General features: G+C 73.2%; 19 protein-coding genes. 10 read left to right on the forward strand and 9 right to left on the reverse strand.

The window, feature by feature from the left end; translation table 11 throughout:
- Positions 1-12: 12 nt before the first annotated feature.
- The 4 genes from nadD to leuS are packed head-to-tail and all read right to left on the reverse strand — an operon-like array spanning position 13 to position 5024.
- Entirely contained in the window at positions 13-693 is a 681-nt protein-coding gene (gene nadD, locus FPV26_RS01025; protein WP_147651606.1) for a nicotinate-nucleotide adenylyltransferase, read from the reverse strand.
- Positions 690-1727, reverse strand: coding sequence for a DNA polymerase III subunit delta (gene holA, locus FPV26_RS01030; RefSeq protein ID WP_147651608.1), 1038 nt, complete (start codon positions 1725-1727; stop codon positions 690-692). The genes nadD and holA overlap by 4 nt, the downstream gene beginning before the upstream one ends.
- Position 1728: 1 nt before the next feature.
- Positions 1729-2241 carry an LPS-assembly lipoprotein LptE gene (locus FPV26_RS01035; RefSeq protein WP_147651610.1) on the reverse strand — a complete coding sequence of 171 codons (513 nt, stop codon included), beginning with the start codon at positions 2239-2241 and terminating at the stop codon, positions 1729-1731.
- Positions 2242-2282: 41 nt separating this feature from the next.
- Positions 2283-5024 (reverse strand): leucine--tRNA ligase, encoded by a 2742-nt coding sequence (gene leuS / locus FPV26_RS01040; protein WP_246109164.1) that lies wholly within the window; start codon positions 5022-5024, stop codon positions 2283-2285.
- 175 nt (positions 5025-5199) lie between these two features.
- On the opposite strand from leuS, the gene FPV26_RS01045 reads away from it, so the two are divergent.
- Together FPV26_RS01045 and FPV26_RS01050 are read left to right on the forward strand one after the other, a co-directional pair.
- Entirely contained in the window at positions 5200-6498 is a 1299-nt protein-coding gene (locus FPV26_RS01045) for a metal-dependent hydrolase family protein (protein ID WP_246109165.1), read from the forward strand.
- Complete coding sequence (locus tag FPV26_RS01050) at positions 6495-6746, forward strand: SemiSWEET transporter (protein WP_147651616.1); 252 nt, start codon at positions 6495-6497, stop codon at positions 6744-6746. Before FPV26_RS01045 ends, FPV26_RS01050 begins: the two co-directional genes overlap by 4 nt.
- On the opposite strand, the gene FPV26_RS01055 is transcribed toward FPV26_RS01050, so the two are convergent.
- On the reverse strand, positions 6737-7369 hold the full coding sequence (locus tag FPV26_RS01055; RefSeq protein ID WP_246109166.1) for a DUF998 domain-containing protein: 633 nt from the start codon (positions 7367-7369) through the stop codon (positions 6737-6739). The two genes, FPV26_RS01050 and FPV26_RS01055, sit on opposite strands and share 10 nt — an antisense overlap.
- A gap of 78 nt (positions 7370-7447) precedes the next feature.
- Here FPV26_RS01055 and trxA point away from each other — a divergent pair, with 78 nt between their 5' ends.
- The 6 genes from trxA to FPV26_RS01085 all read left to right on the forward strand — a co-directional run bounded on the left by trxA (position 7448) and on the right by FPV26_RS01085 (position 14225).
- Complete coding sequence (trxA, locus tag FPV26_RS01060; RefSeq protein WP_147651618.1) at positions 7448-8317, forward strand: thioredoxin; 870 nt, start codon at positions 7448-7450, stop codon at positions 8315-8317.
- Between the two features lie 3 nt (positions 8318-8320).
- Entirely contained in the window at positions 8321-8782 is a 462-nt protein-coding gene (locus FPV26_RS01065) for a DUF4442 domain-containing protein (protein WP_246109167.1), read from the forward strand.
- A 55-nt stretch (positions 8783-8837) separates the two neighbouring features.
- On the forward strand, positions 8838-10871 hold the full coding sequence (locus FPV26_RS01070; RefSeq protein WP_147651621.1) for a bifunctional serine/threonine-protein kinase/formylglycine-generating enzyme family protein: 2034 nt from the start codon (positions 8838-8840) through the stop codon (positions 10869-10871).
- A 33-nt stretch (positions 10872-10904) separates the two neighbouring features.
- Complete coding sequence (locus FPV26_RS01075; RefSeq protein WP_147651623.1) at positions 10905-11561, forward strand: DUF502 domain-containing protein; 657 nt, start codon at positions 10905-10907, stop codon at positions 11559-11561.
- Positions 11558-12328 (forward strand): queuosine precursor transporter, encoded by a 771-nt coding sequence (locus FPV26_RS01080; RefSeq protein ID WP_147651625.1) that lies wholly within the window; start codon positions 11558-11560, stop codon positions 12326-12328. The genes FPV26_RS01075 and FPV26_RS01080 overlap by 4 nt, the downstream gene beginning before the upstream one ends.
- 85 nt (positions 12329-12413) lie before the next feature.
- Positions 12414-14225 (forward strand): DUF885 family protein, encoded by a 1812-nt coding sequence (locus FPV26_RS01085; protein WP_147651627.1) that lies wholly within the window; start codon positions 12414-12416, stop codon positions 14223-14225.
- Between the two features lie 69 nt (positions 14226-14294).
- Here FPV26_RS01085 and FPV26_RS01090 read toward each other — a convergent pair whose 3' ends face one another.
- Positions 14295-15296 carry a FecR family protein gene (locus FPV26_RS01090; protein ID WP_147651629.1) on the reverse strand — a complete coding sequence of 334 codons (1002 nt, stop codon included), beginning with the start codon at positions 15294-15296 and terminating at the stop codon, positions 14295-14297.
- The gene (locus FPV26_RS01095) at positions 15283-15840 is read right to left on the reverse strand and encodes an RNA polymerase sigma factor (protein ID WP_147651631.1); all 558 of its coding nucleotides are present in this window, start codon (positions 15838-15840) and stop codon (positions 15283-15285) included. Before FPV26_RS01095 ends, FPV26_RS01090 begins: the two co-directional genes overlap by 14 nt.
- A 128-nt stretch (positions 15841-15968) precedes the next feature.
- Here FPV26_RS01095 and FPV26_RS01100 point away from each other — a divergent pair, with 128 nt between their 5' ends.
- Positions 15969-16640: a dioxygenase family protein gene (locus FPV26_RS01100; protein ID WP_147651633.1), complete on the forward strand. Its 672-nt coding sequence runs from the start codon at positions 15969-15971 to the stop codon at positions 16638-16640.
- Positions 16637-17197 carry a cytochrome b gene (locus FPV26_RS01105; RefSeq protein ID WP_147651635.1) on the forward strand — a complete coding sequence of 187 codons (561 nt, stop codon included), beginning with the start codon at positions 16637-16639 and terminating at the stop codon, positions 17195-17197. Before FPV26_RS01100 ends, FPV26_RS01105 begins: the two co-directional genes overlap by 4 nt.
- Before the next feature lie 95 nt (positions 17198-17292).
- Here FPV26_RS01105 and FPV26_RS01110 read toward each other — a convergent pair whose 3' ends face one another.
- Together FPV26_RS01110 and FPV26_RS01115 are read right to left on the reverse strand one after the other, a co-directional pair.
- Positions 17293-18654: a DEAD/DEAH box helicase gene (locus tag FPV26_RS01110; protein ID WP_147651637.1), complete on the reverse strand. Its 1362-nt coding sequence runs from the start codon at positions 18652-18654 to the stop codon at positions 17293-17295.
- A 276-nt stretch (positions 18655-18930) separates the two neighbouring features.
- Entirely contained in the window at positions 18931-20301 is a 1371-nt protein-coding gene (locus FPV26_RS01115) for an MBL fold metallo-hydrolase RNA specificity domain-containing protein (RefSeq protein ID WP_147651640.1), read from the reverse strand.
- Positions 20302-20342: the final 41 nt, after the last annotated feature.

The raw sequence follows: 20342 nt of genomic DNA on the forward strand, positions 1-20342 counted from the left end.
TTTGCGGGGCGATTATACCGGTGCGGGCGGCGCGGCTCCGGCCGTTGGGCGGTACAGGCCATGGCGCTCGATGTACTCGGCCACCATGGCCGGCACCCAGTCGCGCCAGGGTTCGCCGGCGGCGATGCGCCGGCGCAGCTCGCTGGCCGATTCCGGGCGCAGCGGCTGCTGCAGGCGCCAGATGCGCCCGGCCGGGGCCGCGCGCAGGGCGGCCGGCGTCTCCGCCAGGCGGCCGGCGATGGCCGAAGCCAGCGGCTCGTCCAGGCCCCGGTCGAGCGGGCTGCCGGGGCGCTCGGCGACGACGAAGTGGGCGAGCCCGAGCAGCTCGCGCCAGCGGTGCCAGGTGGGCAGGCCGCGGAAACTGTCGGCGCCGACCAGCAGCGCCACCGGCGCGTCCGCGCCGAGCTCGGCACGCAGCGCCAGCAGGGTGTCCACGCTGTAGCTGCGCCCCGTGCGCTGCAGCTCGCGCCGATCCACGCGCAGGCCGGGTTCGCCGGCGAGCGCGAGTTCGAGCATGCGCGCGCGATGTTCGGCGCTGGCGCCTGGCGGCGGCCGGTGCGGCGGATCGGCGGCGGGCATCAGCGCGACCTCGGCGCCGAGCGCATCGCGTGCGGCGCGCGCCACCGCGAGATGGCCGCAGTGCACCGGGTCGAAGGTGCCGCCGTAGAGGACGTGGAGCGGCGCGGCGTTCACGAAGCGAGCAGGCGCAGGCCGCGCGCGTCGGCGACGGCGAGCAGCAGGCGTTCGAGCGCGAGCCAGGGATCGCCCTCGGCGCGGCCCTTGGCGATGCGGTCCACCTCGCCGGCGCGGGCGACGAACCGCTCCCAGCGCACGGGCTCGGGGTGGCGCTGCAACGCGCGCCGATAGACGGCCTGCTTGGATTCCCACACGTGCAGGGCGCGGAACGCGCCGGCGAGGTTGCCGCCGCCGGCGAGCACGCGCGCGAGCTGCGCGCCCTGCAGCAGTTCGCGCACCACCATGCCGAGCAGCGCCGGCACCGCCTCGCCCTCGGCGCGCAGGCCCGCGAGCATGCGCGAGACCTGCGCCGGCTGGCCGTTGAACGCCGCATCCACCAGCCGGAACACGTCGTAGCGCGCCGAATCGGCAACCAGCGCCTGCATCCGCGCCAGGTCCAGCGGGCGGCCGTCGGCGAGCAGCGCCAGCTTGTCCACCTCCTGCGCCGCGGCGAGCAGGTTGCCCTCCACCCGCTCGGCCAGGCATTGCACCGCGTCGCGGTCGGCGCTCAGGCCGCGCGCGCGCAGGCGGCGCTCGATCCAGTCCGGCAGCTCGTGCGGCTTCACCGGCCAGACCACCACCACGTGCCCGGCGCGCGCGATCGCCTCGCTCCACTTGCCGCCGTGCTTGCGGCTCCATTCGCCGGCGGTCACCAGCAGCGCCACGTCGGGCGGCGGCGCCTCGCAGAACTCCACGATCAGCCGCTCGCCCTCCTTGCCGGGCCGGCCGGTGGGCAGGCGCAGTTCCAGCAGCCGCTTGCCGGCGAACAGGCTCGGCGCGCGCAGGCTGGCCGCGAGCGCGTCCCAATCCGGCTCGCGCTGGCCCTCGCCTTCGTACACCTCGCGTTCGCCGTAGCCCTGCGCGCGCGCGGCGGCGCGCACCGCGTCGGCCGCCTCCGTCAGCAGCAACGGTTCGGCGCCGGCGATCAGCCATGCGGGCGCCAGCGGCCCGGCCGCCAGTTGCGCGTCCAGCCGCTCGGGCTTCAGCTCCATCTCACGGCGCGGCGCCGGGCTGCGCCGGATTGCGGATCGCCGCGTCCACGCGGCGCAGGATCGCCGCGGCCATCTCGCGGCGCAGTTCGCGCGCCAGGATCTCGCGCTCGCCCTCGGTGCCGGTGAGCTGCTGCGGCGAGGCGATGTAGTCGCGCGCCAGTTCCACCGCCTGCCGCGGCACGATCTCGCGGCCGTCGGCGGCGACGAACTCGAACACCACCGCATGCCGCAGCGAGTACTCCTGGGCGCGGCCGAACTGGTCGATCGCGATCGGCGTGTCGCCCCAGCGCTCGGACAGGATGCGCAGCGTGGCCACGCCCTCCGCCCCGGCCGCGGCCGGTTGCGCGCCGGCGCGCGCGAGCGCCTGCGCGAGCGAATCGGCGAGCGGGCTGTAGCGGTCCTGCGCCTCCACCCGGACCGGGCCGAGGTCCGGCGGCAGGGTCAGCGCGTTGCGCAGGTGGAAGCCGCAGCCGGACAGGGCCAGGAGGAAGACGACGGCGAGGAATCGGCTCATGCGGCAAGTCTGGCGGAGGCGGCGACGGCCAGCAAGCGCGTTCAGCCGGCGACGATGTTGACGATCTTGCCCGGCACCACGATCACCTTGCGCACCGTCTGCCCCTCGAGGAAGCGGGCCACGTTCGGCTCGGCGCGGGCCGCGGCCTCGACCGCCTCGCGCGGGGCGTCGGGCGCGACCTCGATGGTGCCGCGCAGCTTGCCGTTGACCTGCACCGCGAGCGTGACCGTATCGCGCACCAGCGCGGCGGGGTCGGCCTGCGGGAACGGCACGTCCTCGAGCAGGGTCTCCGGATGGCCGAGCATCCGCCACAGTGCGTGGCACACGTGCGGGGTGACCGGGTTGAGCAGCAGCACCATCGCCTCCAGCGCCTCGTGCCGCACCGCGCGGCCGAGGTCGGACCTATCGTCGAACCGCGCCACGTGGTTGAGCAGCTCCATCAGCGCCGCGATCGCGGTGTTGAAGCTGTGGCGGCGGCCGTAGTCGTCGCCGACCTTCTGGATGGCCTCGTGCACCTGGCGGCGCAGGGTCTTCTGCGCCGGGGTGAGCTGGGCGCCGCCCTGCAGCAGCGCGCGCACGTCCGGATGGTCGGGCTGCGCGGCATGGGTGGCCACCTCGCGCCAGAACCGGCGCAGGAAGCGGGCCATGCCCTCCACGCCGGCCTCGCTCCACTCCAGCGACTGCTCCGGCGGCGCGGCGAACATCGAGAACAGGCGCACGGTGTCGGCGCCGTACTTGTCCACCATCGCCTGCGGGTCCACGCCGTTGTTCTTCGACTTGGACATCTTCTCGACGTGGCCGATCCGCACCGGCTGGCCGTCGGCCTTCAGGTGCGCGCCGACCACGTGGCCGCGCGCGTCGCGCTCGACCTCGACCTCGGCCGGGTTGATCCACTCCTTCGAGCCGTCGGCGTGTTCGCGGTAGAAGGTCTCGGCGATCACCATGCCCTGGCAGAGCAGGTTCGTGGCCGGCTCGTCGCTGGCCACCATCCCCGCGTCGCGCAGGAGCTTGTGGTAGAAGCGGAAGTACAGCAGGTGCAGGATCGCGTGCTCGATGCCGCCGATGTACTGGTCCACCGGCAGCCAGTAGTTGGCGCGCGCGTCGATCATGTCGGCCGCGCCGGGCGAGGTGTAGCGCGCGTAGTACCAGCTCGACTCCATGAAGGTGTCGAAGGTGTCGGTCTCGCGCTCGGCCGGGCCGCCGCACTGCGGGCAGGTGGTCCTGCGCCATTCCGGGTCGGCCTTGATCGGCGACTGCACGCCGGAGAAGGCCACGTCCTCGGGCAGCACCACCGGCAGCTGGTCCTCCGGCACCGGCACCGCGCCGCACGCGGCGCAGTAGATCACCGGGATCGGACAGCCCCAGTAGCGCTGCCGGCTCACGCCCCAGTCGCGCAGGCGGTAGTTGACCTTGCGCACGCCGCGGCCCTCGCGCTCGAACCGTTCGGCCAGGGCGTCGAAGGCCTGCTGGTAGTCCATGCCGTTGAACTCGCCGGAGTTCACCAGCCAGCCGCGCTCGGTGTAGGCCTCCACCTCCTGGATCCGGCGCTGGAACTCCTCCACCACCTGCACCGCGGCGCCGGTGCCGTACACGTCGAGCGCGCCGGCCTCGCCGAGCGCGGTACGCATCGGGTCGTCGTGCGCGGCCAGGTGCTTGCCGATCTCCTCGAGCGCATCGCGCACGTCGGCCGGCACCACCACCATGCGGATCGGCAGGTCGTACTGCCTGGCGAACTCCCAGTCGCGCTGGTCGTGCCCCGGCACCGCCATCACCGCGCCGGTGCCGTAGCCCATCAGCACGAAGTTGGCCACCCACACCGGCAGCCGTTCGCCGGTGATCGGATGGATGGCGCGCAGGCCGGTGTCCATGCCGCGCTTGTCCTGGGTCTCCAGCTCGGCCTCGGACACCCCGCCCTTGCGCAGCTCGGCGATGAACGCGGCCAGCTGCGGGTTGTCCGCGGCCGCCTTCTGCGCCAGCGGGTGCTCTGCGGCGATGCTGACGAAGGTGGCGCCCATCAGCGTGTCCGGGCGGGTGGTGAACACGCGCAGCGGCTCGGGTTCGCCCTCCACGTCGAAGGCGAACTCGAGCCCCTCCGAGCGCCCGATCCAGTTGCGCTGCATGGTCTTGACCGACTCCGGCCAGCCCGGCAGCGCGTCGAGCCCGTCGAGCAGCTCCTGCGCGTAGGCGGTGATCCGCAGGAACCACTGCGGGATCTCGCGCTTCTCCACGACCGCGCCGGAACGCCAGCCGCGGCCGTCGATGACCTGCTCGTTGGCGAGCACGGTCTGGTCCACCGGGTCCCAGTTCACCACCGAGTTCCTGCGGTACACCAGCCCTTTCTTCATCAGCCGCACGAACATGCGCTGCTCGTGCACGTAGTACTCGGGGCGGCAGGTGGCGAACTCGCGCGACCAGTCGATGGCATAGCCCATCGTCCTGAGCTGGGCGCGCATGTGCTCGATGTTGGCGTAGGTCCACTTCGCCGGCGCGGTGCGGTGCTTGATCGCGGCGTTCTCGGCCGGCAGGCCGAACGCGTCCCAGCCCATCGGCTGCAGCACGTTGAAGCCGCACATGCGCTTGTAGCGGCTGATCACGTCGCCGATGGTGTAGTTGCGCACATGCCCCATGTGCAGCGCCCCGGAGGGGTACGGCAGCATGGACAGGCAGTAGTACTTGGGCTTGCCGGCGTCCTCGCGGACTTCGAACGCGCGGGTCCGCTCCCAGTAGCCCTGGGCGGCGGATTCGACGGATTTCGGGTCGTAGGCGGGAACTTCGGCGGACACGGCGGGAAACGCTGGGGAAAGAGCCGGAAAGCCTACCGCAGCGTCACGTCCCGGGCGAGCCGCAGACGCGACCCGCGCCGCCGGGCACCGCCGCAGGCATGCCTTCCTGGACATGCCGCCAAGGCCGGGGCGCCTAGAATCGGCCGGTCCTGTCCGCCCTCCGGAGCCTGCCGCCGTGTCCCGTGTCCTGATTGCCTCGCTGGCCGCGATCCTGTCCGGCCCGCTCGCGCTGCCCGCCGCGGCCGAACCCCTCGCCCTGCACTGCGAGCGCCTGTTCGACGCCCGCGCCGGCCGCATGCTCGACGCCCGCACGGTGGTGGTGCGCGAGGGCCGCATCGCCGAGGTGCTCGCCGGCCGGGTCGAAGTGCCCGGGGCGCGGGCGGTGAACCTGTCCGGCCGCACCTGCTCGCCGGGCTGGACCGACCTGCACGTGCACCTGGATTCGCAGAGCAGCCCGAAGAGCTACGAGGAGGGCTTCCGCCTCGATCCGGTGGACTACGCCTACCGCAGCGTGGGCTACGCCGAGAAGACCCTGCTGGCCGGCTTCACCAGCGTGCGCGACCTCGGCGGCGAGGTCACCCTGCACCTGCGCGATGCGATCGAGCAGGGGCTGGTGAAGGGGCCGCGGATCTTCGCCGCCGGCAAGTCCATCGCCACCACCGGCGGCCATGCCGACCCCACCAACGGCTGGAACGACATGCTCTCGCACCTGGCCGGCCCGCCCGGCCCGACCGAGGGCGTGATCAATTCGCCGGACCAGGCCCGCCAGGCGGTGCGCCAGCGCTACAAGGAAGGCTCCGACCTGATCAAGGTCACCGCCACCGGCGGCGTGCTTTCCTACGCCAAGTCCGCGGACGCGCCGCAGTTCACCCTCGAGGAGCTGCGCGCGATCGTGGAGACGGCGAAGGACTACGGCTACACCGTCGCCGCGCACGCGCACGGCACCGAGGGCATGAAGCGCGCGGTGCTGGCCGGGGTGACCTCGATCGAGCACGGCACCCGCATGAGCGACGAGGTGATCGCGCTGATGAAGCGGCACGGCACCTGGTACGTGCCGACCCTCCACGCCGGCCGCTTCGTGGCCGAAAAAGCACAGGAGCCTGGCTACTTCCCCGAGATCGTGCGGCCGAAGGCGGCGCGGATCGGGGTCCTGATCCAGGACACCTTCGCCCGCGCGTACCGCGCCGGGGTGAAGATCGGCTTCGGCACCGACATGGGCGTGGGCCCGCACGGCGACAACGCGCGCGAGTTCCTGTACATGGTCGAAGCCGGCATGCCCGCCGCCGCGGCGCTGCAGGCGGCGACGATCGACGCCGCCCAGGTGCTGGGCGTGGACGACCAGGGCGTGGTCGAGCCCGGCAAGCGCGCCGACATCGTGGCCATGCCCGGCGACCCGGTGGCCGACATCCGCGCCGTGCTCGGGGTGGACTTCGTGATGAAGGACGGCGTGATCTACCGGATGCCCGCGCCATGAACCTGGAGTGGACCGGCTACATCGCCGCGACCCTGACCACGCTCGCGTTCGTGCCGCAGGCGATCAAGACCATCCGCAGCCGCGACACCCACAGCATCTCGCTGCTGATGTACGTGGTGTTCACCGTCGGGATCGGCTTCTGGCTGCTGTACGGGATCAGCCTGGGCTCGATCCCGATGATCGTCTCGAACGTGGTCACGTTTGCCCTGTCGGCGACGATCCTCGGCATGAAGCTGCGCTACAAGTGACCCTGCGCACTTCGCGCAGAGCGATCACTCAGCGCCGCGGCGATCCACCAGCCGAACCAGGCCGCGAACGCGAGCCGCTGGGCGACGCCCCCCGGCAGCAGCAGCGGCGCGAGCAGCGCGCAGCCGGGCACCAGCAGCACCGCGGCCAGGCTCGCCGCGGCGAGTCTGCGCCGGCCTGGCCCGTGCCCCGCATCGAGCGCGTGCAGCAGCGCCGCGGGCACGAACGCCACCCACCACAGCGTCCACGCGGTCGCGTGCACGCGGTTCGCGCCGGCGTCGGCGGCCGTGCCGGGATCGAGCGGCCACAGCCCCTGCGCGGCGAAGGCCAGCGCCGACCACAGCGCGAGCCAGCCGCCGAGCCGGCCGGCCCACCCTGCCGCGACAGGCAGGGAAGCACGCCCCCACCAACCCTGCACCGCCAGCAGCAGCCCAGGCAGCACGAACGCGGCCAGGTTGAAGCCCAATGCTCCGGGCACGCCGTGCGCGCCTGGCAGCGCCGGCGGATGCCAGACCTGCGAATGACCGGGGTGTGCCAGGCCGGCCCAGGCCAATGCCAGGGCCCACAGGCCGGCGGCGCCCCACGCCAGCCAGGGCATCGCCCGGGGAAGGAACCGTGCGTTCATCCCGCCATGCTAGCGTTCCGGGCTTGCCTGTCCGACCCCACACCCCCATTTCCCGGCGACCCCACGACGAGCCCTGCCATGCACGACACCCCGGCCACGCCCCACGTCTTCGATGTCAGCGCCGCCAATTTCGAGGCCGAGGTCCTGCACCGCTCGCTGCAGGTGCCGGTGCTGGTGGACTTCTGGGCCGCCTGGTGCGGCCCGTGCAAGACCCTCGGCCCGATCCTGGAAAAGCTCGCCGCCGAGTACAACGGCGCATTCGTCCTGGCCAAGGTGGACGTGGACCGCGAGCAGCAGCTCGCCGCCGCGTTCCAGGTGCGCTCGATCCCGACCGTGTTCCTGGTCAAGGACGGGCAGCTGGTGGACGGCTTCCCCGGGGCGCTGCCGGAAGGGCAGCTGCGCGAGTTCCTCAGGCACCACGGCATCGAGCCCGCCCCCGCCGCCGCGGCCGCGCCGGCCGAGACCGCGCCGCGTGACCCGCACGCCGAGGTGCTGCGCCTGCGCAAGGCGATCGAGGCCGCGCCGGACAAGCCCGAACTGAAGCTGGAGCTGGCCCTGGCGCTGCTGCGGACCGGCGCCGCGCACGAGGCCGAGCAACTGCTCGACGCACTGCCGGCCAACCTGGCCCACGACGACCGCGCGGTGCGCGCCCGCGCGCGCCTGGGCTTCGCCGCGCTGCTCAGGGACGCCCCGCCGCCGCAGGTGCTCGAGGCCGCGATCGCCAGCAACCCCGACGACCTGCGCGCGCGCCACCTGCTCGGCGTGCACCACATCGTCGCCGGCAACGCCGAGGCCGGGCTGGAGCAGTTCCTGGAAATGCTGCGCCGCGACCGCAACTTCGCCGACGGCCTGCCGCGCAAGGCCCTGCTCGATGCCTTCCGGGTGGTCGAGGACGAGGACCTGGTCGGCCGCTACCGGCGCCGGATGTCCTCGCTGCTGCTGGTCTGATCCATGCCGCGCCGGCTCGACGCGCGCGGCCTGCGCCGCGCGATGAACCTGTGGCCGCCGTTCCTGTTCGCCGGGATCCGCGTGCACGAGATCGCCGACGACTGGAGCCTGGCCCGGGTCGCGCTGCGCCCGCGCTGGTACAACCGCAACTACGTCGGCACCCACTTCGGCGGCAGCCTGTTCGCGATGACCGACCCGTTCTGGATGCTGCTGGCGCTCAATCGCCTCGGCCGGGACTACATCGTCTGGGACCAGGCCGCCGAGATCGCGTTCCTCAAGCCCGGGCGCGGGCGGGTGCACGCCGAGTTCGCGCTCGACGAAACCACCGTCCAGGCCATGCGCGAGGCCACCGCCACGGGCGAGAAGCACCTGCGCTGGTTCGAGACCGAGGTCCGCGACGACGATCACGCCGTGGTCGCCCGCGTGCGCAAGCAGCTCTACGTCCGGCGCAAACCGGCCCGCTGACGTTCCCGCGGCCCGCCGCAGGCGCTATGCTCGGCGCGGGAAGCGGGGGGCGCCAATGGCAGGCGATTCGACGACGCAGGACACCGGCCACGAGCTGCCGCAAATCCGCGGCTACAAGCTCCTGCGCGTGATCGGCCACGGCGGCATGTCCACCGTGTACCTGGCCGAGCAGGAGTCGCTCGGGCGCAAGGTCGCGGTCAAGGTCATGCTGCCGGAGGCGCTGGCCGACGAGGTCGGCCGCCGCCGCTTCGAGAACGAGGCGCGCACCATCGCCCGCCTGGACCACCCACACATCGTGGACATCTTCGAGGTGGGACGCACCCTCGACGGGCTGCCCTACTACGCGATGCCGTACCTGCCGCGCGGGCACCTGGGCACCCGCATCGCGCGCCACGGCCGCCTGGACGAGGCCCGCACCTTGGCGATCCTGCGCGCCCTGCTCGACGCGCTCGACTACGCCCACGTGCGCGGCGTGGTGCACCGTGACGTCAAGGCCGAGAACGTGCTGTTCGACGACGCCGAGCGCCCGCAGCTGGCCGACTTCGGCATCGCCCTGCGCAAGGGCAGCAACCCGCGCGTCACCAGCGCCGGCCTGGCCGTGGGCAGCACCGCCTACATGCCCCCGGAACAGGCGCGCGGCGAGGAGGTGGACAGCCGCGCCGACCTCTACAGTGTCGGCGTGCTGGCCTGGGAGATGCTGACCGGCGAGCTGCCGTACAAGGCCGGCGACGCGCTCTCGATGGCGATGCAGCACGCGCAGCAGCCGATCCCGCGCCTGCCGGCACGGCTGCGCCACTGGCAGCCGTTCATGGACAAGGCGCTGGCCAAGCAGCCGCAGAGCCGCTTCCGCAGCGCGCAGCAGATGCTCGAGGCGCTGGAGCAGATCGAGCGCGGTGCGTTCACGCCCGCCGCGCTGCTGGCCGGCCTGGCGCGCGCGGGCGAACGCCTGCGGCGGTTGCCGTACTGGGCCTGGGCCACGGGCGTGGTGCTGGCGTTGACCGTGGTGGCGTGGGTGGTGACCTGGGCGCCGAGCGATGAGGACGGGTTCTTCCGCATCGCCACCCCGGACCGGGCCGCGCCGGCCGCCCTGCCGCCGGCCGAGGATCCGATCGAGAAGATGCTGCGTCCGCCACCGGAATCCCCGGCCCAGCGCTGGATCAGCGCCGCCGAACGCCAGCTGGCTGCGCGCAGGCTGATCGCGCCGGCGGGCGACAACGCGGTCGCCAGCGCGGTCGAAGCCTGGCGCGCCGATCCGCAGCACGAACGCATGGACGAGACCCTGGCCGCAGTGATGCAGGCGCTGGGCGAGCAGATGGCGCGCCGGCTGCGCGAGGGCGATGCGGCACGCGCCCGCGAGTATCTCGCCCGTGCGCGCGAACTCGCTGCGCAGACCGCGCCGCTGGGCCCGCCGCTGCTGGCCAGGCTGCGCCCGCCGGCGGCCGAAGCCCTCGCCGCGCGGGTGGCCGACGCCGAGCGCCGCGTCGCACGCCAGGACGCGCTGGCGGCGGCGGCCCTGGCCGAGGAGTTCACCGGCGACGCCGCGCTCGCCCGCGCCCTGCGCGCGCGCGCCGAGAAGATCGCCCAGCCGGGGCAACGCATCGCCGACGATCCCGCCGGCACGGTCGTGGCCCGGGTGGGCGAGCGCATCCTCGCGGCGATGCCGCGCCCGGTGACCCGCGGCGAGTACGCGCGCTTCGTCCAGGCCACCGGACGTGCCCCTGCGCTGTGCCGCGAGCGGCTGTCGCTGCTGCGCGTGGTCGCCCCGCGCGACTGGCGCAACCCCGGCTTCGCCCTGACCGACGCCGGCCCCGCGGTCTGCGTCTCCTGGGCCGACGCCGAGGCCTACGCGCGCTGGTTCAGCGGCACCAGCGGCCGCCAGTACCGCCTGCCCAGCGGCGCCGAGCGCCGCGCCCTGCCGCCGCTGGCCGGCGCCGGCCGCGCGGTCGCCGAATGGACCAGCGACTGCGCCCCCGGCTGCCGCCAGCGCTACGCCGCCGGCAGCTCCTGGCGCGGGGCGAGCGGCGCCCGCGCCCTGGATCCTGCGCGCGGCTACGACGACGTCGGCTTCCGCCTGGTGCGCGAACTTTAGGCCGGCACGCGGCCGGCCCGTACAATCGCCGCCATGCGCACCCCTTCCCTGCAGCGGCTGTTCATCGCCGGGTTGCTGACCTTGCTCCCGATCTGGCTCACCTGGATCGTGGTCAAGTTCGTGTTCGTGCTGCTGACCGACCTCAGCAAGCCGCTGGTCGAACCGCTCTCGCACCAGGTCGCGGCGCTCGACCCGCGCATGCTCGGCTGGGTGGACGACCCGTGGATGCAGACCGCGTTCTCGCTGCTGGCCACGCTGGGCGTGATCCTGCTGTCGGGGTGGATGGCGCGGCGCGTGGTCGGCCAGCGCCTGCTGGGCTGGTTCGAGGCGCTGGTGAGCCGGGTGCCGCTGGCCAGCACCATCTACGGCAGCGCGCGCCAGCTGCTCGACATCCTGCAGACCAAGCCGGACGGCACCCAGCGCGTGGTGTTGATCGACTTCCCGCACACCGAGATGAAGTCCATCGGCTTCGTCACCCGCGTGATCCGCGAACAGGGCACCGGGCGCGAGCTGGCCGCGGTGTACGTGCCGACCACCCCGAACCCCACTTCCGGCTACCTGGAGATCGTGCCGGTGGAGAAGATGACCCCGACCGACTGGACCGTGGACCAGGCGATGAGCTTCATCATCAGCGGCGGCGCGGTGTCGCCCGAGTCCATCCCCTTCAGCCCGCCGGCGCGGCAGCCGTGAGCGGCCACCCCCTCGACGACCGCGCCACGCGCCTGTTCATCGCGCTGGCGGCGTTCTTCTGCGTCAACGCGGTGCTGGCCGAGTTCATCGGGGTGAAGATCTTCGCCCTCGAGGACACGCTTGGCTTGCGGCCGCTGGAGTGGAACCTGTTCGGCCAGCGCGGCTCGCTCAACTTCACCGCCGGCACCCTGCTGTGGCCGCTGGTGTTCGTGTTCACCGACGTGATCAACGAGTTCTTCGGCCGCCGCGGGGTGCGCACGATCTCGTGGATCGCCGTCGGCCTGATCCTGTACGGCTTCGTGTTCGCGTTCGCCGCGATCGCGCTGGCGCCGGCGCACTGGTGGGTGGAGGCGGCGCGCGACCAGGGCGTGCCCGACTACCAGGCCGCATTCGCCGCGGTGTTCGGCCAGGGCCTGTGGACCATCGCCGGCTCGGTCACGGCCTTCCTGGTCGGGCAACTCATCGACGTCAGCGTGTTCCACCGCATCCGCCGCGCCACCGGCGAGCGCTGGGTATGGCTGCGCGCCACCGGCTCGACCGCGGTGTCGCAGCTGCTGGACAGCTTCATCGTGCTCTACATCGCCTTCGTGATCGGCCCCCAGCAATGGCCGACCTCGCTGTGGCTGGCGGTGGGCACGATGAACTACGCCTACAAGATGCTGGCCGCGGTCGCGCTGATCCCGCTGATCTACCTGATGCGGCGCGCGATCACCGCCTACCTCGGGCGCGAGCGGGCCGCGCATCTGCGCCAGGCGGCGGCGCGCTGAACGCGCGCGTCCGTGACCTTTGGCCCATGCCCGCCCGCCGGGGCGCGGCGAGGCTCGCGGGGTTGCCCTCCGCCCCGGAACCACCATGACCGCCCGCCTGCCCGCCGCCCTCGCCCTGGCCCTTGCCACCGTCCTCGCCGGCCACGCGCCCGCCGCGCACGCCCAGGCCGCACCCGCCGCGCAGCGGCCCGCGGAGAGCAAGGCCGAGCGGCTCAACCGGCTGTACGAGGAGTTCTGGGAAGAGAGCCTCAGGCTCAACCCGATCCAGGCCACCTTCCAGGGCGACCCGCGCTACAACGACCAGCTGCCGGACTTCCTCTCGGCCGAGTACCGCCAGCAGGCGCACGACTTCACCGTGCGCTGGCTCGAGCGCGTCGAGGCGATCGGCCCCGAGGGCCTGAGCGGGCAGGACCTGCTGAGCTACCAGATCTTCGTGCGCGACGCGAAGCAGTCGCTGGAAGCCGAGCAGTTCCCGTCCTGGATGCTGCCGATCAACCAGTTCTACAGCATCCCCAGCTTCATCGTCCAGCTCGGCTCCGGCACCGGCGCGCAGCCGTTCCGCACGGTCAAGGACTACGAGAACTGGATCGCCCGCGCCAGCCGCGTGCCGGTGCTGTTCGACAGCGCGATCGGCAACATGCGCCAGGGCATGCAAGCCGGCGTGGTGCAGCCGCGCGCACTGATGGTGAAGGTGCTGCCGCAGCTCGACGCGGTGATCAGGGACCAGCCGGAGCAGACCCTGTTCTGGGGCCCGATCGCGCGCATGCCGGCCGAGTTCTCCGCCGAGGACAAGGCGCGGCTGACCGCCGCCTACCGCGACCTGATCGGCACCCGGATCCTGCCCGCGTACCGCAAGCTGCGCACCTTCATCGCCGAGGAATACCTGCCGGCCACGCGCGAGAGCCACGGCATGGACGCGCTGCCGAACGGCAAGGCCTGGTACGCGTTCAGCGCGCGCAGCAGCACCACCACCGACCTCACCCCGGAGCAGATCCACCGGATCGGCCTGGACGAGGTCGCGCGCATCCACGGCGAGATCCGCAAGGTGATGCAGCAGGTCGGCTTCAAGGGCTCGCTGCAGGAGTTCTTCAAGTTCATGCAGACCGACCCGCGCTTCTCGTTCGCGAGCGAGGAAGCGCTGCTCGCCCACTATCGCGCACTGGAAGCGAAGATCAACCAAAGGATCCCCGGGCTGTTCTCGCTGATCCCGAAGTCGCCGTTCGAGATCCGCCCGGTCGAGCCGTTCCGCGCCCAGTCGGCGGCCGGCGGCCAGTACTTCCCGCCGAGCGAGGACGGCTCGCGCCCCGGCATCTTCTACGTCAACACCTACGACCTGCCCACGCGCAAGACCTGGGACGCCGAGGACCTGTACCTGCACGAGGCGATCCCCGGCCACCACTTCCAGATCGCGCTGCAGCAGGAGCTGACCAACCTGCCCAGGTTCCGCCGCTTCGGCGGCGAGACCGCCTTCGCCGAGGGCTGGGGCCTGTACGCCGAGTCGCTGGGCAAGGACCTCGGCGTGTACACCGACCCGTACAACTACTTCGGCTACCTGCAGAACGAGCTGTGGCGCGCGATCCGGCTGGTGGTGGACACCGGCCTGCACAGCAAGGGCTGGACCCGCGAGCAGGTGATCGCCTACATGCTCGAGAACTCGGCCGAGTCCGAGACCCAGGCCACCGCCGAGGCCGAGCGCTACATGGCCATCCCCGGCCAGGCGCTGGCCTACAAGATCGGCGAGCTCAGGATCAAGGAACTGCGCGCGAAGGCCGAGCAGGCGCTCGGCCCGAAGTTCGACGTGCGCGAGTTCCACGCCGAGGTGCTGAAGGACGGCGCGGTGCCGCTGGACGTGCTCGAGGACAAGATCGCGCGCTGGATCGCCTCGAAGCAGGGCTGATCGCATCTGTGGCGGCAAGACGACGGGCCGGTTCGTGCGGCCCTTCGGCGTTGACCGGGCGCGACGCGTTCAGGGCAGCGCGTCACGCCAGTTGCGCCACCACTGCTTCGGCGGCCGCGGGATCCGGTCCCACCACGCATTGATGGCGTGCACCCCGCCGGCCGCCCACGCGGCGCGATGGCGGGCGTCGTCCGCCGGTGCGCCGATCAGCACGGCCAGCCGCGGGTACAGCGGGCCGTCGGCCAGCGACGGATGGCGCGTCAGCAGCGCCAGCAGGGTGTGCGCGTCGGTGGCGCGCGCGGCGGCGGCGATGCGGTGTTCGAGCGCGGTGTCGCGGCGCCCGGCGCGCAGCCCCGCGTCGAGCCGGGCGACGTCCACGCGGAACGGCGGCGCTGCGTCGCCGCGCAGCGGCACGCCGGCGCGGCCGGCGTCGAAGGCCAGCGTGTGGCCCTCGGGCACCAGCGTCTCCTCGGCGCCCACCTCGTGCGCGACCCAGCCGCTGCGCACTGTCAGCCGGCCGCTGCCGTCGGCAGCCTGCCACAGGTCGAACTCGCAGCCCAGGTCAACGGTCTCCGCCGCGCCGTGGCGCACGCCGAAGTAGCCTGCCGGTGCCCAGATGCGCGCGCGGATGTGGCCCTGCTCCAATGCCACGCGGTGGCGGCCGGGGCCGGTGGCGACCAGCGCCAGGCGCGTGCGCGGCGAAACCTCGATCACGCCGATCCGTGCCACCTCGATGCGCGCCTGCTCGCCATCGCCGGTGACCAGCCGCTCGCCCGGCGCGAGCATGACGGCGCGGCCGTGCCCGCTGGCGACCACCGGCCACGGCGCGTCGGCTCGCCACTGCAGCCGCCACGGCAGCCACGCCGCCGCGCCGAGCAGCGCGATGCCGGCCACCGCCGCGGCGAGGCGCAGCGGCAAGCGGGTGCGACCACGCCGCAGCGCCGGTCGGGCCGCTGGCGGTGGCACCGCCGACGGCACGTGGCGGTAGCGCCGCAGCAGGCGCTCGAGCCGCTGCAGTTCGGCATCGCCGCCCGCGCCGGGCGACCACAACGGGTCATCAGGTCGCGACATCGTCCACCTCCTCGCCGTCGGCCGCCACGCCCAGCGCCGCGCGCAGCCGCGCCATGCCACGGTGCAGGTTGACCCGCACCGACCCCGGCGACAGCCCGGTCAGGGCTGCGATCTCCGGCCCGCCGTAGCCCTCCACCAGCCGCAGCGCCAGCGTCTCGCGGTACGCCGGTGGCAGCGTGCGGATCGCGCGCATCACGCGCGCGGCCTCGGCGGCGTCGTCCGGCCCGGCGTCGGCGCTGGCGACGTGATGCTCGTCATCCAGCGTGTCCAGCGGCGCCCGCGGGGCCGGCACGTTGTGGCGCGCGATCGCCGCGATCCAGGGACCGAAACGCTGCGGCTCGCGCAGCGTCGCCAGCCGTGCGAAGGCCTGGGCGAAGGTCTCCTGCACCAGTTCCTCGGCCTGCGCGCGCGGCGCCATGCCCAGATGGATCGCGTGCACCAGCGGCGCGAACGCGCGGTACAGCCAGGCGAATGCCGCCTGCGAACCGGCGCGCGCATCGCGCACCTGCCTGGCGATCTCCAACGGGTCCGGCGCTGTGCGCATCCGCGTCCTTGTCTGGTCTTCAAGGCCCGGAGGGGGCGACGGGGCCGGGCGTTAACCGCGCCACGCGGGTTAACGCCGCGGCTTCGGCGCCGCTCATGCGCTTCGAACCCACCTGCGGACCATGTCCCATGCGCCTCCCCGCTTTCATCGTCGCCGCCGTCATTGCCCTCGCCTCGCTGTCAGCCGGCGTGGCGGCGGCGTCGCAACGCCCACCCGCGATCGTAGGGCTTCCCTGCGAGAGCTGCCGCGCGGCGCTGGCCGGCCTGCCCGCCATGCCGCCGACCATCGCGCGCCTGGCCCCGCCCGACGAACCCGGCGAACCGCTGCACGTGCACGGCACCGTCCGCGACGCCGCCGGGCGCCCGCGCGCCGGCGTCATCATCTACGCGCACCAGACCGACCACCGCGGCCTGTACCCGCCCGCGCCGGCCGGCACGCCCGCGGCCGCACGCAGCCACGGCCGCCTGCGTGCATGGGCGCGCAGCGACGCCGAAGGCCGCTACGGCTTCCTGACCGTCCGTCCCGGAGGCTACCCCGGCACCGACATCCCGCAGCACATCCACCTGCACGTGATCGAGCCCGGCTGCGCGCTGTACTACATAGACGACGTGCTGTTCAGCGACGACCCACGGCTGACACCGGCGCAGCGCACCAAGCTCGACCAGGGTCGCGGCGGGCACGGCATCGCCACTCCGGCACGCCGCAACGGCAGTTGGCGGGTGCGGCGCGACATCGTGCTCGGCCGCAACATCCCCGGTTACCCGGGCTGCGGGGCCGCGCCGACGGCAGGCGCGCGATGACCCGCACGGAACGCTACCCCGCCAGCGTGCGCGCCCTGCACTGGACGGTGGCCGCGCTGCTGCCGCTGCAGTGGGCACTGGGCTTCGTCGCCGAGCGCAGCGATCGCCACGCGCTGGCCGAGGCTCTGTTCGACGCACATTTCCAGCTGGGCGTGCTGCTGTTCGCGCTGGCGCTGCTGCGCATCGCCGCGCGCCTGTCCACGCCCGCGCCGGCACCGCTGCGGCCGGCGCCACCGCGCTGGCAGGCGTACCTGGCCCACGGCGTGCACCTGTCGCTGTATGCGCTGCTGCTGGCGCTGCCGGCCAGCGGCTACGTGATCTGGGTGTGGACGGGAGCCGACCGCAGCCTGCTCGGGCTGGTCGAGTTGCCGGCGCTGTTCACGCCGCCGCGCGACGACGAGGGCGGCCGCGCGCTGGCCTGGTACCTGCACGTCTACGGCGCCTGGCTGCTGCTCGCGCTGGCAGCGATGCATGCCGGCGCCGCGCTGTGGCACCAGTGGGTGCGGCGCGACGACCTGATCGGCCGCCGGATGCTTCGAGCCGTGTCGCGGCGGTAGTTTCGCCGTCGGCGGCGTCTCGCGGCCCGGTGCCGACGGCGCACCAATGAGCAAGGGCCGGCATTGCCGGCCCTCGTGACTCGTCGCGAAGCGCCTCAGCCGCTGCAGCCCTGCCGCGAACCGCCGCTGCGCTGGCCGCCACCGCGGCCCTGCGCCCCGGCATGCGCATGCCGTGCGGCCGGCTTGCCATGCGGCCGGTGCGCAGGCTTCGGCGTGGCACGCGCGTTGCGGTCGCCGCCGTTGCCGTTGCCGCCATGCTGCGGCCGCGGCCCGCGCTGCTGCTGGCGCGGGTTCGGCAGCGGGGCATCGAGGTTGATCGGGCGCGCGGGCGCGTAGCCTTCGATCTCCCACCTCTCCACCTCCTGCTTCAGCAGCTTCTGCACCTGGCGCAGCAGCCCGCCGTCCTCGTGGGTCACCAGCGACAGCGCCTCGCCGCTGGCGCCGTTGCGGCCGGTGCGGCCGATCCGGTGCACGTAGTCCTCGGCCACCATCGGCAGGTCGTAGTTGATGACCAGCGGCAGGTGGGGGATGTCCAGCCCGCGCGCGGCGACGTCGGTGGCGACCAGCACGCGCGCGCTGCCGGCCTTGAACGCGTCGAGCGCCTTCTGCCGCTGCGCCTGGCTCTTGTTGCCATGGATCGCCACGGCCTTCAGGCCGGCGTCCTGGAGCTGCTCGGCCAGCCGGTTGCAGCCGTGCTTGGTACGGCCGAACACGATCGCCTGCTCGGTATGGCGGTCGCTGAGGATCCGCACCAGCAGCTCCTTCTTGCGCGAGGCGTCCACCGGATGGGCGCGGTGGGCGATGGTCCGGGCGACGGTGTTCTGCGCGGCGATCTGCACCTGGCGCGGCTCGCGCATGAACTCCAGCGCCAGCTTCTTCAGCTCGGCCTCGAAGGTGGCCGAGAACAGCAGCGTCTGCCGCTCGCGCGGCAGCCTGGCGAGGATGCGCTTGATCGCCGGCAGGAAGCCCATGTCGAGCATGCGGTCGGCCTCGTCGAGCACCAGCACCTGCACCTCGTCGAGCCTGGCAGTGCCGCGGTCGAGGTGGTCGATCAGACGCCCGGGAGTGGCGACCAGCACGTCCACGCCGCGACGCAGCGCCTCGACCTGCGGGCCCATGCCGGCGCCGCCGAAGATCGTGGCCACGCCCATGCGGATGTGCCTGCCGTAGCCGCGCAGGCTGTCGGCGACCTGCACCGCCAGCTCGCGGGTGGGCACCAGCACCAGCGCGCGCGGGCGGCGGGAGCCGTTGCCCGGCGCCTGCTTCGCGAGGCGGTTCAGCAGCGGCAGGCCGAACGCGGCGGTCTTGCCGGTGCCGGTCTGCGCGCCGCCGAGCAGGTCGTGGCCGGCGAGCGCGAGCGGGATGGCCTCGGCCTGGATCGGCGTCGGCGTGGTGTAACCGTGGTCGGCGAGCGCGCGCAGCAACGCGGGCGCGAGCCCGAGCGATTCGAATGTCATGGGAAGCTCCGGTGGTCACGGCCGGCCCGGGGCCGCCGTGGGACTCGTAGCTTTCCTTGGAACCGCGCTGCGAGCGTTGGATGGACACGGCCGGTGGCACCGGGCCGCGCCTGCGCGACGAAAGGCGTGCGGGATATGGGCCGCCGGAGAGACCGGACGGCGGGCTAACCGGGAAAACGGATCAGCCGTGCGCAGGAGGGGCGCACTCTACGCGAGCGCAGGGCCGGACGCCAGCGGCGGCCGGGGTGCCGTTCAGGGTCGCCCGCCCCGATCGGCTCACACCTCGAGCTCGGTTCCCGGCCGCACCAGCACCGCCTGCCGCCCGTAGAGTTCGTTGATCTCGCCGGCCAGGGCCTCGCGCGCGCGGTCCTCGCCGTGCACCAGGGCCACCGGCGGGTGGCCGTCGAAATGGCCGTACCACTCGAGCAGGCCGCGCTGGTCGGTGTGCGCGGACAGCCCGCCCACGGTGTGGATGGTGGCGCCCACGCGCACGTCGCGGCCGTGGATGCGCACCCAGCGCGCGCCGTCCACCAGCCGGCGGCCGAGCGTGCCCTCGGCCTGGTAGCCGACGAACACCACGTGCGTGCTGCGCCGGTCCAGGTGATGGCGCAGGTGGTGGACGATGCGGCCGCCGTTGGCCATGCCGCTGCCGGCGATCACGATCGCCCCGCTCTCGATGCGGTTGATCGCCTGCGAGTCCTCGGTCGTCTCGCTGTAGCGCAGGTTGGGCAAACGGAACGGATGCGGCTTGCTGCGCCAGACCTCGCGCGCCTGCTCGTCGAACAGGTCCTCGTGGCGGCCGTACACGCCGATCACCTTGGTCGCCATCGGACTGTCGAGGAAGATCCGCCAGCGCGACAGGCCCCAGTCGTCCCAGTGCCGGGCGAACCAGTACAGGATCTCCTGGGTGCGCCCGACCGCGAACGCGGGGATCAGCACGTTGCCGTGCTCGCGTGCGGCATGCTCGAACACCTCGCCCAGTTCCTGCACGGTGGCCGCGCGCTCGCGGTGGTTGCGGTCGCCGTAGGTGGACTCCATCAGCACCAGGTCGGCCTCGCGCACGGGCGTCGGGTCGCGCAGGATCGGCGAGCCCTTCGGGCCGAGGTCGCCGGAGAACACCAGCTTGCGGCGCTCGGCCCACAGCTCGACGATCGCCGACCCCAGGATGTGGCCGGCGTCGCGCAGCACGATCTCCACGCCGGGCGCCACCTGGGTGCGCGCGTGGTAGCGCAGCGGCCGCACGTGGGCGAGCGCGGCGTGCACGTCCTCGCGGGTGAACAGGGGCGGCAGGTACGGCCCGCCGTTGCGGTGGCGGTTGGCGCGCGCGGCGTCGGCCTCGGCCAGCGTGGCCGCGTCCAGCAGCATCACCGGCAGCAGGTCGGCGGTGGCGGCCTGGGTGTAGATCGGGCCGCGGAAGCCGCGCTTGACCAGCAGCGGCACCCGGCCGATGTGGTCGATGTGGGCGTGGCTGAGGACCACGGCGTCGATCCGCGCCGGGTCGAACGGGAACGGATCGGCGTTGCGCCGCTCCGCCTCCGGGCTGCCCTGGATCATCCCGCAGTCCAGCAGGATCCGGTGGCCGTTGGCCTCGACCTCGTGCAGCGAGCCGGTGACCTCGCCGGCGGCGCCGTGGAAATGCACCCGCATGCCGTCGCTCCCTGGGGACCTGTGCCGAGTGTGGGCAGTCC

It is taken from the genome of Vulcaniibacterium gelatinicum, from assembly GCF_008033445.1.
Classification (GTDB): domain Bacteria; phylum Pseudomonadota; class Gammaproteobacteria; order Xanthomonadales; family Xanthomonadaceae; genus Vulcaniibacterium_B; species Vulcaniibacterium_B gelatinicum.